Origin of the sequence: Bradyrhizobium genosp. L (assembly GCF_015624485.1) — a bacterium.
Taxonomy (GTDB): Bacteria; Pseudomonadota; Alphaproteobacteria; order Rhizobiales; family Xanthobacteraceae; genus Bradyrhizobium.
This window is the reverse complement of sequence record NZ_CP061378.1, coordinates 3,813,411-3,827,366: the sequence shown is the minus strand read 5'-3', so window position 1 is coordinate 3,827,366 and position 13,956 is coordinate 3,813,411. Positions and strand designations below refer to the sequence as shown.

Annotated in this window: 15 protein-coding genes and 1 tRNA gene; 13 read left to right on the top strand and 3 right to left on the bottom strand. The window is 64.1% G+C overall.

Annotated features, from left to right (window positions below):
• Positions 1-74: 74 nt before the first annotated feature.
• Complete coding sequence (locus IC762_RS18030; protein WP_195783628.1) at positions 75-584, top strand: DUF1993 domain-containing protein; 510 nt, start codon at positions 75-77, stop codon at positions 582-584.
• 19 nt (positions 585-603) lie between these two features.
• Here IC762_RS18030 and pbpC read toward each other — a convergent pair whose 3' ends face one another.
• Positions 604-2,844, bottom strand: a complete 2,241-nt coding sequence (gene pbpC, locus IC762_RS18025) for a penicillin-binding protein 1C (protein WP_433995837.1) — start codon at positions 2,842-2,844, stop codon at positions 604-606.
• The gene (locus IC762_RS18020) at positions 2,841-8,054 is read right to left on the bottom strand and encodes an alpha-2-macroglobulin family protein (protein ID WP_195783626.1); all 5,214 of its coding nucleotides are present in this window, start codon (positions 8,052-8,054) and stop codon (positions 2,841-2,843) included. Before IC762_RS18020 ends, pbpC begins: the two co-directional genes overlap by 4 nt.
• Positions 8,055-8,420: 366 nt before the next feature.
• Here IC762_RS18020 and IC762_RS18015 point away from each other — a divergent pair.
• Positions 8,421-8,497 (top strand) — tRNA-Arg (locus IC762_RS18015).
• A gap of 228 nt (positions 8,498-8,725) precedes the next feature.
• Positions 8,726-9,067: a hypothetical protein gene (locus IC762_RS18010; RefSeq protein ID WP_195783625.1), complete on the top strand. Its 342-nt coding sequence runs from the start codon at positions 8,726-8,728 to the stop codon at positions 9,065-9,067.
• A gap of 31 nt (positions 9,068-9,098) precedes the next feature.
• On the opposite strand, the gene IC762_RS18005 is transcribed toward IC762_RS18010, so the two are convergent.
• Positions 9,099-9,563: a GIY-YIG nuclease family protein gene (locus tag IC762_RS18005; RefSeq protein WP_195783624.1), complete on the bottom strand. Its 465-nt coding sequence runs from the start codon at positions 9,561-9,563 to the stop codon at positions 9,099-9,101.
• Between the two features lie 87 nt (positions 9,564-9,650).
• Between IC762_RS18005 and IC762_RS18000 the strand changes: the two genes are divergently transcribed.
• The 10 genes from IC762_RS18000 to IC762_RS17955 all read left to right on the top strand — a co-directional run bounded on the left by IC762_RS18000 (position 9,651) and on the right by IC762_RS17955 (position 13,901).
• Positions 9,651-9,950 (top strand): hypothetical protein, encoded by a 300-nt coding sequence (locus IC762_RS18000; RefSeq protein WP_195783623.1) that lies wholly within the window; start codon positions 9,651-9,653, stop codon positions 9,948-9,950.
• A 5-nt stretch (positions 9,951-9,955) separates the two neighbouring features.
• Positions 9,956-10,153 (top strand): hypothetical protein, encoded by a 198-nt coding sequence (locus tag IC762_RS17995; RefSeq protein ID WP_195783622.1) that lies wholly within the window; start codon positions 9,956-9,958, stop codon positions 10,151-10,153.
• 143 nt (positions 10,154-10,296) lie between these two features.
• The gene (locus IC762_RS17990) at positions 10,297-11,085 is read left to right on the top strand and encodes a Lar family restriction alleviation protein (protein WP_195783621.1); all 789 of its coding nucleotides are present in this window, start codon (positions 10,297-10,299) and stop codon (positions 11,083-11,085) included.
• Complete coding sequence (locus tag IC762_RS17985) at positions 11,082-11,264, top strand: hypothetical protein (protein ID WP_195783620.1); 183 nt, start codon at positions 11,082-11,084, stop codon at positions 11,262-11,264. Before IC762_RS17990 ends, IC762_RS17985 begins: the two co-directional genes overlap by 4 nt.
• On the top strand, positions 11,257-11,661 hold the full coding sequence (locus IC762_RS17980) for a hypothetical protein (protein WP_195783619.1): 405 nt from the start codon (positions 11,257-11,259) through the stop codon (positions 11,659-11,661). The genes IC762_RS17985 and IC762_RS17980 overlap by 8 nt, the downstream gene beginning before the upstream one ends.
• The gene (locus IC762_RS17975) at positions 11,642-12,016 is read left to right on the top strand and encodes a DUF4326 domain-containing protein (protein ID WP_349629717.1); all 375 of its coding nucleotides are present in this window, start codon (positions 11,642-11,644) and stop codon (positions 12,014-12,016) included. The genes IC762_RS17980 and IC762_RS17975 overlap by 20 nt, the downstream gene beginning before the upstream one ends.
• Positions 12,017-12,338: 322 nt before the next feature.
• Positions 12,339-12,596 carry a hypothetical protein gene (locus IC762_RS17970; RefSeq protein ID WP_195783617.1) on the top strand — a complete coding sequence of 86 codons (258 nt, stop codon included), beginning with the start codon at positions 12,339-12,341 and terminating at the stop codon, positions 12,594-12,596.
• Positions 12,593-12,997, top strand: a complete 405-nt coding sequence (locus IC762_RS17965) for a hypothetical protein (RefSeq protein WP_195783616.1) — start codon at positions 12,593-12,595, stop codon at positions 12,995-12,997. The genes IC762_RS17970 and IC762_RS17965 overlap by 4 nt, the downstream gene beginning before the upstream one ends.
• Before the next feature lie 2 nt (positions 12,998-12,999).
• The gene (locus tag IC762_RS17960) at positions 13,000-13,494 is read left to right on the top strand and encodes a hypothetical protein (protein WP_195783615.1); all 495 of its coding nucleotides are present in this window, start codon (positions 13,000-13,002) and stop codon (positions 13,492-13,494) included.
• Between the two features lie 53 nt (positions 13,495-13,547).
• Positions 13,548-13,901, top strand: coding sequence for a DUF6197 family protein (locus tag IC762_RS17955; RefSeq protein WP_195783614.1), 354 nt, complete (start codon positions 13,548-13,550; stop codon positions 13,899-13,901).
• Positions 13,902-13,956: the final 55 nt, after the last annotated feature.

The following is a 13,956-nucleotide window of genomic DNA, read 5'->3' as shown; positions in this document are numbered from 1 at the left end:
ATGGGCCGACGTACACAGCGTCGGCCCGTATTGCGTTATGCGCTACGATCCAAACGCGACAAAGGAGAGATCGGATGTACCATGATGTCATCTTGCAATGTATGCAGAGCCTCAGCAACCTCCTGATCTGCCTCGACAAGGCCGAGCAGCATGCGGTTGCGAAGACGTTCGATGCGACCGTGCTCTTGAGCAGCCGACTTGCCCCAGACATGCAGCCACTCACCTCCTATCAGGTTCAAAGCGCGTGCGACTACGTCAAGGCCGCAGCGGCGTGGCTGTCAGGACAGAAGCCGCCGGTGCACGAAGACAACGAGCAGACGATCGATGAGCTGAAAGCGCGCATCCGCAAGACCGTGGATTTCGTGAACAGCGTCACGCTGGAGCAATATGCGGACGCCGGCAACCGCAAGGTCAGGCTATCCTGGGCACCAGGCAAGGTGATCGGCGGCACGGACTATTTGCTGCAGATGACGATTCCCAACACCTATTTCCACATTGCGATGGCCTACGCGATCTTGCGTCACAACGGCGTGGAGGTCGGAAAAATGGATTTCCTGGGTCAGATCAATTTTGTCGACGCGTGAATTCAACCGGCGCGACGCATCACTGCACCCGGATCACCACCGTATCGGCAGCGCCCGTCGCGTCGACCACCGTCACCCGCGCAAAACCCGGCCCGGGCGGATCGATCAGGCGCTGGCGCCGGCTGTCGATATCCCCGGCCGAGACGCCGTTCACCAGCACCGTCAGCGGCAGCACGCCGCCGGCGACCTTGACCGGCATCGCCGCGAAGCGGCCGCCCTCGGAATGGTCGACGTCGATGCGCGATCCATTCACCGGAAACTGGATGTGCGGCGCCTGGTCGCTGCCAGAGCGCACCAGTTCGCCGAGCGGCCGGAAGCGCCGCAGCGGCGGCGGCAGTTTGGCGTTGCTGGCGATCAGCACGCCGCGCGGCGGCTTCGGCAGCGCGGCCGGGATTTTTCCGGTGCGCGCGAAGGCATCGAACAGGATTGGTGCTGCGGACACGCGGCCGACCAGGCCCGGCACCGGCGCGCCGTCCGGGCGGCCGACCCAGACGCCGATCGTGATGCGGCCGTCGAAGCCGACCGACCAGGCATCGCGGTAGCCATAGCTGGTGCCGGTCTTGAACGCGATCCGGCCATGGACGCCGTTTTCCGGCGGCGGCGTGCCGAGCAGCACGTTGCCGACCTGCCAGGCCGCGGCCTGATCCATCAGCCGCATCGTCTCTCGCGCGTCACTCGCCTGCATGATTTCACGCAGCGGTTTGGTGGTGCCGAGCCGAGGCAGACCAACGTAGAGCTGCACCAGATCCTGCAGCGTGATGCCGACGCCGCCGAGGCCCATGGCGAGGCCTGGCGCCTCGTCCTTCGGCAGCACCAGGCTGGTGCCGGCCTGCTTCAGCCGCGACGACAGCCTGGAAGCGCCGACGCGGTCGAGCAACGCGATCGCCGGCACGTTGAGCGACAATTGCAGCGCCTTGCGCACCGGCACCGTGCCCTGGAATGTCATGTCGAAATTTTCCGGCGCGTAGGAGCCGAAGCGAATCGGCCGATCCTCGATCAGGCTGTCGGGATGCACGAAGCCGTCCTCGAAGGCGAGTCCATAGATGAACGGTTTGAGCGTCGAGCCCGGCGAGCGCACGGCGCGGGTCATGTCGACCTGCCCGGCCCGCCGCTCGTCGAAATAATCCGGCGAGCCGATACGCGCGAGCACGTCGCCGCTCTCATTGTCGACGGCGACGATCCCGACCGAGATGTCGGGCCCGAGCGCGATGGCGCGGTCATGCGCCAGCGCCTCGAGATTCTTCTGCAGCGTGGCATCCAGCGTCAGCTTGATGACGGGTTGATCCTTCACCGTCGCAACCGCCTGGTCCGAGGAATGCGGCGCCAGCATCGGGATCTGCTTGCGCAGCTTCGGCACCGGCGTTGCCCTGGCCTGCGCGGCATCTTCCTTGGACACGACACCGTCCTCGACCATGCGGTCGAGCACGCGGTCGCGCGCGAGATGCGCGGCTTCCGGATGACGGTCGAGCCGCCGCCGCTCCGGCGATTGCGGCAGCGCCACCAAGAGCGCGGCTTCGGCCAGCGAGAGCCGCTTCGGTTCCTTGCCGAAATAGGCGATCGAGGCCGCACGCACGCCTTCGAGATTGCCGCCGAACGGCGCCAGGGCGAGATAGAGGTCGAGGATCTGGTCCTTGGTGAGTTGGTGCTCCAGTTCGACCGCGCGCACCATCTGCCGCAGCTTGGCATAGACCGACCGCTGATGCCGCGGCTCGATCAGCCGTGCCAGCTGCATCGTGATGGTCGAGCCGCCGGAAACGATGCGGCCGCGGGTCGCGAGCTGGAACGCGGCGCGCGACAGCGCCAGCGGATCGACGCCGTGGTGCTCGTAGAAGCGCTTGTCCTCATAGGCGAACAAAAGCTTGAGATAGCCGGGATCGACCGACGTCCTCGCATCAACCGGCAGCCGCCAGCGCCCGTCGGCCATCGCATAGGCGCGCAGCAGCTTGCCGTTGCGGTCGATAACCGTGGTCGAGACCTGCTTTGCCTCGTCGAGCGGCAACGGGCCGAGCGAGAAGGCCCAGGCGGCGAGGCCACCGGCAACGACGAACAGAGAGACGGCCGCAAAAGCCGCGAGGCGAAGAACGAACCGCTTCCTCCATCCGTCATGGCCGGGCTTGACCCGGCCATCCACGTCTTCTCTTGCGCTTTCCGCAGACGTGGATCCCCGGGTCATCTGCGCGAAGACGCGCTTCGCGCTTTTGCCCGGGGATGACGACATGAGTGCTGGGCGTCCATCGCCGTTCATACCACGATCGCTCATTTCGCCTTCTGCACCTCGACCGAGCCGGTCCCGCTGCGGCCGTAGCGCGAGGGGTTGTACATGTCCTCGACATAGGCCTGCGGCAGCACGTATTTGCCCGGCGACACCGCGCGCACGACGTAAGCGACCGTGAACACCGACTTGTCGCTGGCGGCGCGGTCGATCGCCGCGGTGAAGCGGTCGTCGCGGAACTGGCTGTCCTTGGGCTCGACGCCATCCTCGATCCAGTCGAGCGTGCCGGAATCCCCCGACGACACCAGGTGCGGGTTGTCGATCTCGAGCCCGGCCGGCAGGTAGTCGGCGACCATGATGTGCCCGAACTCCGGTTTGGCTTCCGTGACCTTCAGGACAACGGCGAAACGGTCGTTCTGTTTCGCCTTGCTGACGTCGGCCGGCTTGCCGTCGAGCGTGTAGTAAGCGCGCTCGATCTTGAAGCCGTTCGACGCCGCCGGCTCAGGCGTCACCGGCGAGCCGGACACCGAGACCACCGCCTGCACCGGCGCGTCGCCGGTGTTGGTGATCCGGATCGGCTGGCCTGCCATCTCGCCGGCCTTGTAGCTGCGATAGACCGCGGTCTTGACCGCCTCGCCGTTGATGTCGAGCGCCATCGTCTCCTTCGCGAGCGCGCGCGCGGCCAGCACCATCCACGCATTCTCCTGCGTCGAGGTGTAGGGCGATAGCCCTCGCGCGGCCTCGACCCGCAGCACCGCCTGGGTCAGCGTCTGCCGCGGCGCGTTGCCCTCGCCGGCGAGCGAGACCAAGGCTGCCGCATCGCGCAGCGCCGAGCCGTAATCGACCCGGCCGAACTCCAGCACCGGTTTCGGGTTCAGCGCGTCGAGCGCGGCAGCGTATACCCGCTCCGCCCTCGCCTTGTCGCCGACCAGCGCCAGCGCCGCGGCAAGCTGCGCCTTCGAGATCGGCGTCGCCAGATTGCCGAGCTTGGTGTCGGCGAGGTAACGCAGATCGCCGATCGGCGCTGCGCCATTGCGGGCCAGAACATAGAGGCCGTAGGCCAGATCGCGGCCGCCGTCCTTCTCCGGCTCGTTGGCGTTGACCACCGAATTCCTGACGCGGTCGAGCGCGCTCTTGAACAGCACGTCCGGCACCGCAAAGCCCTTTTCGCGGGCCCGGGTCAGGAAGTCGGTCACATAGGCGTCGAGCCAGGCATCGTCGCCGCCAGCCGACCACAGTCCGAACGAGCCGTTGGAGCCCTGCCGCGCCAGCAGCCGCTCGATCGCATCGCGGATGCGCTGGTCGACCGCGGTATCCATCGCCAGATGGGCGCCGGCGGCGAGATCGTTGACATAGAGCAGCGGCAGCGCGCGGCTGGTGATCTGCTCGGAGCAGCCATAGGGATAGCGATCGAGCGCTTGCAGGATGCTGGCGGCGTCGAGCGCGGTCGACAGCGACGCCGAGATCGAGACGCTGCCGGTGCCCGGGACGAGATCGGAGAACATGTCCGAGGTCAGCGTCAGGCTCTCGCCCTTCGCCAGCGTGCGGATCGAGCGCCGCGCCAGCACTTGCGTGGCCGGCTTGACGTCGAGCGCATAGTGCCGCGCCAGGGTCAGGCCGTTCGGACCGGAGATATCGACATCGAAATCGGCTCGTCCCGAGCCGCCGGCCTCCAGCCCAAGCGACAGCGACGAGCGCTGCTTGGCGGCAAGCTTCATAGTCGTGGTCGGATTGCCCGAGACCTTGACCGGTCCGCTGGTCTTGACACTGACAGTGTAGTCGCCGACGGCGCCCTCGACATTGTCGATATCCATGCTCAGCGTGCCCTTGTCGCCGGTGAGCAGGAAGCGCGGCAAGGTCGCGGTCAGCACCACCGGATCGCGCACAGTGACGTCGGTCGTGGCGCGGCCGAGTTTCGTGGCGCTCCAAGCCACCGCCATCACCCGCGCCGTGCCGGCGAATTCGGGGATGTCGAAGCTGATCTCAGCGGTGCCGTCGGGACCGACGGTGACGATGCTGGAATACAGCGCCAGCGGCTTCTGCGTCGGCGGCGAGCCCTGCAGCTCGGCGCCGGCGGCGTCACCGCCGCTGCGGATCTGGCCGCGCGTGCCCTGCATGCCGTCGATCAATTGCCCATAGAGGTCGCGGATCTCGGCCGTAAGGCGGCGCTGGCCGAGATAGTAATCGTCCGGCGCCGGCGGCTTGTAATTGGTGAGATTGAGGATGCCGACATCGACCGCGGCCAGCACCACCTTGGCGTCCTCGCCGGGATTGAGCCCGCCGAGCTTGACCGGGATCTTCAGCGTCGAGCCGGGCCGCACCAACGCAGGCGGCGACAACGCGACGCTGAGCGTGCGGGTCTTCTTGTCGACGCCGAACCATTTCAGCCCGATGGCACGGCCCGGCATACGGCCGGCCGCCTCGTCGAGCGGACGTCGCAAGGTCGCCAGCACATAGGCGCCGGTGCCCCAGTCCTTGCCGACGGGGATCTTGACCTGCTGGGTGCCTTCCTTGACGTCGATGCTCTCGGTCGTCAGCAGGCGGTCGCCGAGCACATAGACCGACAGTTTTCCGGCGCTGCGCGCGTTCACCGTGACCGTCATCGTGTCGCCGGAGGCGTATTCCGGCTTGTCGATCGAGGTCTCCAGCAGGTCCGGCGTATCGGCGCTGCCGTCGGAATACCAGCCGACGTCGAACTGCACCGAGGTCACCGGGCCGTCGGCATCGTTCGACTTGACGTCGAGCCGGTAGCGGCCGGGCTGTGGCTGGAAGGTCAGCCGCATCGGCTTGTCGGCGGCCAGATTGACGTCGCCGTCGGAGACGCGCTTGGTCGACTTGACCGGCTCGTAATCCCAGGACGAGTTCTGGCGATACCACTGGTAGCGCGATTCCAGCTTCAACAGCTCGTAGCGCAGCCCGTCACGCGGCAATTGCTTGCCGTCGGGGGCGACGAACACGACGTCGAACTCGGCCTTGTCGCCCTCGGCGACGCTCTTGTCACCGAACAGCGGCTTGACGCCGATCAGCGAGGCCGCCGGCGCCACGGGCAGCACGATCTTGCGCTCGACCGAACGGCCGCCGGTCTCCGCCATGCGGATGAAGATCTGGGCCTCCTGCGGCCGGGTCGAGGTCGGCGGCTTCTCCAGCTTGACCGGGAAGGTCGCCGCGCCATTGGCATCGGCCTCCGGCAGGTCGCCGATCGAGGTCCGCTCGTTGCTCGCGGTCTGCTCGTCGTCGACGCCGAACTGGTAGCCGGGATACCCCGGACGGCCATTGGCCGCCGGCGCAACCAGCATGTCGCCCTCGAGCTGCAGGCCGGACGCCGGCGCGCCATAGAGGAAATGGCCGTTTACCTGAAGTTCCACTGGAACTTCAGCCTTGATCAGCTTGTCCTTGGCGGTGAGGTCGAATTCGATCCGCTCGGGGATGTAATCCTCGACCATGAAGGTGGTCTCGCCGACCGAATTGCCCTTCGGATCGGTGAAGACCCTGACGCGCCAGGTGCCCGACGGCACCGCTGAATTCAACGCCACGGCCAGCGACCGGCCGCCGGCGCCCTGGTCCGGCAGCACGGCGCGGCGGAATTCGACGCCGTCCGGCCGCTCGATCACCATGGTCAGCGGGGTGCCCGATAGCGCATTGCCCTGCCCGTCGCGCAGCAGCGCGGTCAGATACACCGTCTCGTTGGAGCGATAGACGCCGCGCTCGGCATAGACGAAGGCATCCGCCGCGGCCGGGATCGCCCGGCCCGCGACGCCGCGGTCGGTCAGATCGAAGGCGCTGGTCTTCAGGCTGAGGAAGGCATAATCCGCCTTGTCGCTAGTCACCGTCAGCAGGGCCGGCGACAGCCCGCCCTCGCCGCGTGCCAGTCCGGACTCGAACAGCACATGGCCGGCCGCATCGGTCCTGCGGGTCGCCAGAATCTCGTTGTTGCGGGCGACCAGCTTCACTTCGGCATTGGCGACCGGATCGGTCGAGGCCAGCGAGTTGACGAAGACATGGATCCCGTCATTGCCCGAGAACGCCGACAGCCCCATGTCGGAAACGATGAACCATTGCGTGGCGAGCGAGCCGTCATCGTCGGTGCCCGGCCCCTTGGCGGCCGCGGTCATCACATAGACGCCCGGCTGCAGGTCGCCGAGTGCCTGGTCGACCGGGAATGCGGTGACGACGTCCTGGTTCAGTGTGGTCGCAGTCGCGAGCTCGCCGGACCAGACCTTGACGCCGCGCTGGTCGCCGAGGTCCGAGAGCTGGTAGCGGCTCAGCGCGCTCTGGAAGTCACTGTCGATCACAGTGTTGATCAGGTTGCGGTCGCCGATCCGGAACACGTCGATCTTGACCGCCGGCGTGTTGACGCTGACCACCGGAATACCGCGCTGTCCGGTCCGCGGCAGCACATAGGCGCGGCCGGTGAAGCGCACGAACGGCTTGCGATCGCGGACATAGATGTTGAACTCGGCGGATTTCGGCAGCGTCTCCTTCACGGTCGACGGCAGGCCGGCGCGCAGATTGATGTTGTAGCGCTCGCCATGCTTCAGCCCGTCGACGCAGAGCTGCTTGTCCTCGGCCGACAGCGCCGGCTTGTCGGTACCGGCGAGCGCGAGGTACGGCGCGAAGTCGACGCGCTTGGCCAGGTCCTCCGAGAACTGGAAGCAGGCCCTCGGCGACGCCGAGTCGGAATCCACGGTATAGTCGAGCAGCCGGAAGCCGTGCTCGTCGCGCAGCGTCTCGTAGCGGCGCCTGACATCGGCGACCTCGCGCATGTCGAGCGACATCCGCAAGCTATCCAGCGCCGGGCGCCACAGCTTGCGCTCCGACAACGCGGTGCCGAGCACGCCGAGCGCGTCGGCTTCCTCGCCCTGATTGCCGGCCCGCTGATAGGCGATATAGGCCGCGGTCGAGGCGCGCTCCATCAGGAAGGTCCGCTCGCTCGAGCTGTTGGTCCAGATCTGGAAAATGGTCCTGGCGAGCCGTAGCCAGTTGGCGCCGTCCTCCGGCGTGGTCGCGGCGATCTGGCCGAGGATCTGCAAGCCGGCCCGGAAATCATTGCGCCTGAAGGCGGCATCCGCGTCGGTCCGGAGCGTCGCGGCCGTCTTGTTGACCGGCCCGGCCTCGCTCTTGATCTGCGCCTCCAGCTTGATCGCGGAATCGGCCAGGTCGTCGCGGGTGAAGGCCTTGTTCGCGGCGCTGGCCGCGCCCCACCCAAGCCCGAGCGCCAGCGCGGCGCAAATTGCGGCGGCACGAACCAAACCGATCATGATGGAGCTCCTGAAGGCCCAGCGGCAGCAATGCCGCACGGGCTGATAAGAAGTGCGCGAAAAGGTGACGGAGTGAAGGCGTCAACATGAACGGACGAATACGTCACAGATGTCATTGCCAGCAGTCCTTGCGCCAGCGCAAGCGGCCGTGTCGTGCCGGCGCCTGCCAACTGGACAGGCGACCGGAAGGGGGCCTGCTCGCCTTAGTCGCGCGATGGTAAAGACCGGTTCGGAGAGTTTTGGCGATGGCGCGGATTTTTCAGCCAGGGCGCTGGTGCGGCGCCTCGAGGTGGGCAGATAAAATCGGCTCCGACGGCTTGGCAGACAAGCAGATTTTTCATATTGGCGATGCTACAAGGCGGCCACGGTCCCGTAGCTCAACTGGATAGAGTAGCGGATTTCTACTCCGCGGGTTGCAGGTTCGAATCCTGCCGGGATCGCCAGCGCAAAAATCGCGCATTGAAATCTCTACAAAAAACAGCGCTCAGTGGCCCACTTTTCAGAACCCTTGTTCTGGTGGGTCACATCGATCCTTTCGCCATTATAGCGACCTGACGCGACGCGCGGCTGCGCGCGCTCGCATGTCGACCGAGTTCACATCGCATCTGATGTGTGTGCCGCCTCGCGCTGTTCAGCGCGGGGCTTTTTGTTGCGTATCGGAGTACAGCGTGATGACAGGCGAAGATCTGCTTGCCGAGATGGCAGGAGTGGCAGAGCTACAACAAAGTAGCGATGTCAATGCGTGCGACAGTTTTCCAGCCCCGGAAAAACCCGCTGAAAGCCCTGCAAACCCGGGCGATTGTCGCACTTTGGGTGTTCACCCCGAAGTCGCCGCCGCGCGCGAGATGGCCCGCACACTGCTGCGCGCCCGGCCCAGCCTTCCCTCGCACAAGCATAGCATCGGCTCGAACATCGCGGAGATCGGCCTCTTCGTGAAGACCGCCGCCGATGCCAAGCGGGTCAAGCCGTACCTGCTCTACCAGCTTCGGCGCCTTGCGGAGCCGGTGCGATGATCGGTGCTGCCCAAGGATCGCCGGAGCGGGTTCAGCGGTCTGCCTTCTCGCGGCGCTTCAGCTCGCGCTCGACGGCGTCCCGGACGAAGTCCGTCCGATCCTCACCATCCGCCAAGACGGCCTCAATGCGCTCGAACGTCCCCTCCGGGAACCGAGCCTGCATGTCCTCAGACCATCGTTTCTTCCTGCCCACAACACCTACCAGCTTAGCACGACGCTCACCCAGCGCGACGGCGGCCGCCGCCTCTTTGACAGCCGAAATCGCTGCATCCGGAGAGACCTTGAACCATTCCCCGGACATCCGGTGATCGCGGAGAAGCCAATGGGCGTAGCTCTCAATATGAACGGCAAGGTCGGGCGATTCCAGGCAAAAACCGATCGCAAGAGGCTCGAAACTGCCGCTCTGGATCGTCTTCATGCGCTTTTGGACGTCGCGCGCAATGCCGATCTTTTGGGGGCCGCTAACGGCTCCGATCACATACACGAAATTTGCCATTTCTCATATGATTTATTGTTGACGGATGATATCTCATATGAGATAAATAACTCATACGAGATATCCAGTCAACAGCGGAGCAAGACAATGCATCTCGATTGCGACACCACTCCCCCGCTCAAGAGCCGCTACGTCTCCAAGGGTTACAAGCTGGAGACCGTAATCGAGATCGCGACCGATCTCCTTGCGGAGGTCGAGGAAGGCCAGATCGGCATCTACGATTCCAGGCGCGGCGATGGCTTCAAGGGCTACGTGATCAAGTATCGCGGACAGTCCCCGTATTTCGAGGCCCCCGCTAACGACGAGGAGCCGCCGCGCGACGAGGACGACGGCTGCGACCCGCTGTACGGCCAGCGCATGGATAGCGCCGACATGGGGGAGTGCTGATCTGCATGCGCAAGATCAAGCAGCAAAATCGCCCCTATCTGATTTCCTACGGAACGGGAATGCGCGATAGCGCAACGACGCTCGACCATGCCGTGGCCAGGGTCGAGGAGCGTCTGAAAAAACACCCGCGCGAGATTGGTCAAATCTGGCTGCGTGGCGCGCTTGTTCGCAAAATTGGCCCGCTCACCGTCGCTAAAGGATAGGCCAATGAGGATTTGGAAGCGCTTTGTCGCGTGGATGAACCGGGGACCGCAATGCGAATGCGGGGCCGAGATGACGCGATACGAGGGGCTAGGCGCCGGTTTCTGGCATTGCCCGAAGTGCGATCCGAGATAGGAGCCACCCCATGACCCCCGACACCACCACAGAGCTGAAGCCGTGCCCGTTTTGCGGCGGGAAAGCCGTGTTCGGCGTGAATGAGATCGATTTCGTGCCGTGGCCCTATGTTCGGTGCGACGATTGCGACGCCATGCTCGACGCGATCGAAGGCGACGACCACGACGCGATGGCCGTTCGCTGGAATACCCGGTCCCTCGGTGAGCAGCCCAGAGAGCCGGAGGGGGTCTACGATCCGACAACCCAGCCCTATGACGAGCCGCTCAGGCATGTGGATCAGCCGACCGTTGATCAACTGCGGAGAGATCTGGACCAGCTCCGCGGGATGCTGGAGATCGAGCGCCGGATTAACTTAGAACATGCGTCAATATCAATCCTTCCATTGGAATGGGAAGAGCACAAGAACCCCGCTGACGAAATCTCATATTGGGCCGACCATCAGTTCGGTTCCTATGCGATTGAGCGCGATTATTTTAGTGTCATTCCATGGGAGCTTATAGCCGGCGGCCGAGTCATCGGAAATTTCGATACGGTCGAAGCCGCCCAAGTAGCAGCCAAAGAGAATTTTGAACGGCGTCTGGTTAGCTGTTTTGCCAAGCATCCCGCCCATCCCCGCCCGGCCGAGCAGCCGCTGAGAGAGGCGCTTGAGTTCTATCGCGACAATTTCAAACTCCATCAAAAGCGAACGCGCATGGGAGTCGGATTGTCAGAATGGAAGCCCACCGAAGCATTGCTGGAGGATTGCGGAGAACGAGCCCGCGCCGCCCTCCAGCCTGCGCAGTCGGGAGAAGGCAAATGACGACACCTTATCTCCGAGGCGTCGCCGACGCAGCAGCAGGAAAACCGGGACCCGCGATCCCCAAGATCAACGCGACTTGGGCGGAGAAACTTTACAACCGCGGCTGGTGCGATGGGCGAGACGCCAAAGCTGCGGCCGAGCGCGAGCGCAAGGCGCAGTCGGGAGAAGACCATGAGTGACATCGACCGAGCCATCATCGACGTCTTCGCGAAGCACGGCCTGCAATGCGCTTGGGAGGTTCGCAGGGACCTCGCCGACGCTCTCCGCGCCCAGCTCGCCGCGTCCCAGCCTGCGCAGGGCGGGACGATGGCGGTGGTGCCGGCCGTTGATCCTGATCTCGTTCAGCGCTGCCGCGAACTCCTAGATTGGAGCAAGACGGGTCTGCTGAATGGCGGATCGGGCGGCGCTTTACGCACCTATGCCGATCGATTGGCCGAGAACATCGGCGAACACTATGCACTCAGCGTTGCGGAAGTCCAGACGAAGGACGATGCAATGGGCGCCCTGGTGAAGATGGCGGCGCTGGTGGCGGAAGGAGATCGAGCACGTAGCACCGATGGTGGCGCCCATGGGTGAGCCGATCAGGATGCAGCGCAAGCGAACACCGGGCTGGAAGATGCCGCCGAACACAGTGAGCGTCACGCGGCCGGGAAAGTGGGGCAATCCGCTCCGGGTTGGCATGTGGAAGGATTTCACGGCCGCTGATGCTGTTCGACAGTACCAGGCGTGGCTTGATCGTGACCCGGCCGTTCGAAGCTATGAGAATTGTTTCGGAAAGCCACCCTCGTGCGAGGAGATCAGAGCAGAGCTTGGCGGCAAGAATTTGGCGTGCTGGTGCGCGCTCGATCAGCCGTGCCACGCCGACGTGCTACTCGAGCTGGCGAACCGTCCATCCGCCCCCGAGCCTCAACACAATGGGGAGCGGCGATGAGGGGCATATTTGATCGACCCGGAACCTACGGCGGGATGACCGTTCGGATTGTTGATGCACAAGCTCAGTGTCGCACCGAACAAGATGTCTGCGGCCCTTGGGTGCGTCCGAAAGTCCCAAGCAAGCGAACTGGCCGCTGGGGAACGCGCCGCATGTGGAAACGTCGCAACCCTCCTCACTTCATCATGCTCTATCGGGAGCCGACCGACGTCTTGGTCATTGGCAACTCGACGATCATCGCGACACCGCGTCAGGCCGATGTGCTCAGACGCGCGTCCGCCCCCTCCGCTCCGCAGCACAAGGGGGTGCGGGAGTGAGCATCATGGACATGGACGCGCTTACGGCCGCATTCCGGAGCCACGTCGAGGGCAGCAGCACGTTCACCAGGCGCATGGCAATTGCGCTTGCCGACATGGACGGAACGTCACCGGGACAACTCGTTCGTCGCTGTGAGCGCCTTGGTCTGTTGCGCGAAGGCTCTTGGGATTGGTTCGTCGAGAACGGCGGCATCACGAAAGAGCACATCGACGAGGTCCGCGGGGCAGCATCACTTCCTTCAACTCACCGAGGAATCCCATGACGTCGATGGACAGAATTGTCGCCGAACGACGCCGGCAGGTCGCGATCAAAGGCTGGTCGACGAGCCATGATGACCATCACGCCGACGGCGAATTATTGAGAGCGGGAATGTGTTACCTCGCCAACGCGCGCTTGCTACCCGGCGAGCTCGCCCCGATCAGATACGACGGTGCCCCCATGGGCTGGCCGTGGGATGCCAAGTGGTGGAAGCCGAAAACGCCTGAGCGCGACCTCGAACGCGCCGGTGCATTGTTCATGGCCGAGCAAGAACGGCTGCAGCGGAGAGGTCTGCCGACCTCCCACGTCGATCATAAGATCGAGGTCTGCGTGCGCGCATTGGAGGCGGTAGCCAGCGCATCACTCTCGCGCCACCACCTCTCAACCCCCAATCAGGAGATTTAAAAATGGACCTCAATCGCCTCTATAAAATACTGAACGAAACTACCGTACAGCTTCGCAAGGGCGAAGTGATTCACGGCACTCCCGAGCTCGTCGATGCGATCAAGGAAGGCGTCGAGAGCGACAAGCTGCCCGGCGGCGTTGTCACCTTCGACATGATGCCACCCGCCAACGATGCGCCAGATGACCTAGTGAAGGTTGACCTTGAGTTTCTCGTCATCGGCGTCAACAAGGTCGAGGCTGAGAAGCACAAGGCCGAGCTGGTCAATCTTCTCAATGAGTATCCGGACCCCGCCTCGCTGGCCGGCGGTCCATCCTACATCACGGTCGGGGCCGAGATCGGCGACCAGGGCGCGGCATTCCAGCTTTTTGCGCTGGGCAAGGTGCTTGGCCTTTGGGACGTGATCACTCCAGCCATGTTCGGAATGAAGGGCGAAGAAGCCACTCAAGCCGCCGGCAGTGGCTTCATCATGATGACAGGCTACCGCCGCGCGGCATAGCCGGTCTCAACGCAACCCCACCGACCCCGGTTCAACACTCTAGGAGAACGAAGATGCTTTACGATCCGAATTGGGCCACCAAGAACGACGTCGTTACCATCCTCCGCAAGGCGAAAGATATCATAGCGAACCCGGAGCACTGGACATGCGGCGAGTACGCGAGAGACATCAATCACTCATGGGTTCGTTTCGACGAGGCGGGCGCTGTCAGTTTCTGCTCGATCGGAGCTCTTGCTGTTGTCTCCGGCACGAACATCAAAGTCGCTGAAAATTCTTCGGCATACAAACTGCTGGAACTCGCGGCCAAAGAACAGGGCAGCTCGTGGCCTCACGAAGAGAACGACAAGGGTCATTCGCAGGCGATGGCAATGTTCGATCGAGCCATCCAGATCGCACAAGTTGGCTGATGGCCGCAACGGTCATTCGGAGAGATCGGGGATAGGATCATGACAGATGAGGTTT

Bases quoted from the DNA above. Each gene is read 5' to 3' on its own strand.
- IC762_RS17955 (WP_195783614.1), top strand. From the start codon at position 13,548: ATGCTTTACGATCCGAATTGGGCCACCAAGAACGACGTCGTTACCATC.
- IC762_RS17970 (WP_195783617.1), top strand. From the start codon at position 12,339: ATGGACATGGACGCGCTTACGGCCGCATTCCGGAGCCACGTCGAGGGC.
- IC762_RS18020 (WP_195783626.1), bottom strand. From the start codon at position 8,054: ATGATCGGTTTGGTTCGTGCCGCCGCAATTTGCGCCGCGCTGGCGCTC.
- IC762_RS18000 (WP_195783623.1), top strand. From the start codon at position 9,651: ATGCATCTCGATTGCGACACCACTCCCCCGCTCAAGAGCCGCTACGTC.
- IC762_RS18030 (WP_195783628.1), top strand. From the start codon at position 75: ATGTACCATGATGTCATCTTGCAATGTATGCAGAGCCTCAGCAACCTC.
- pbpC (WP_433995837.1), bottom strand. From the start codon at position 2,844: ATGAGCGATCGTGGTATGAACGGCGATGGACGCCCAGCACTCATGTCG.
- IC762_RS17985 (WP_195783620.1), top strand. From the start codon at position 11,082: ATGACGACACCTTATCTCCGAGGCGTCGCCGACGCAGCAGCAGGAAAA.
- IC762_RS18005 (WP_195783624.1), bottom strand. From the start codon at position 9,563: ATGGCAAATTTCGTGTATGTGATCGGAGCCGTTAGCGGCCCCCAAAAG.
- IC762_RS17960 (WP_195783615.1), top strand. From the start codon at position 13,000: ATGGACCTCAATCGCCTCTATAAAATACTGAACGAAACTACCGTACAG.
- IC762_RS17995 (WP_195783622.1), top strand. From the start codon at position 9,956: ATGCGCAAGATCAAGCAGCAAAATCGCCCCTATCTGATTTCCTACGGA.
- IC762_RS17965 (WP_195783616.1), top strand. From the start codon at position 12,593: ATGACGTCGATGGACAGAATTGTCGCCGAACGACGCCGGCAGGTCGCG.
- IC762_RS17980 (WP_195783619.1), top strand. From the start codon at position 11,257: ATGAGTGACATCGACCGAGCCATCATCGACGTCTTCGCGAAGCACGGC.
- IC762_RS17990 (WP_195783621.1), top strand. From the start codon at position 10,297: ATGACCCCCGACACCACCACAGAGCTGAAGCCGTGCCCGTTTTGCGGC.
- IC762_RS18010 (WP_195783625.1), top strand. From the start codon at position 8,726: ATGACAGGCGAAGATCTGCTTGCCGAGATGGCAGGAGTGGCAGAGCTA.
- IC762_RS17975 (WP_349629717.1), top strand. From the start codon at position 11,642: ATGGTGGCGCCCATGGGTGAGCCGATCAGGATGCAGCGCAAGCGAACA.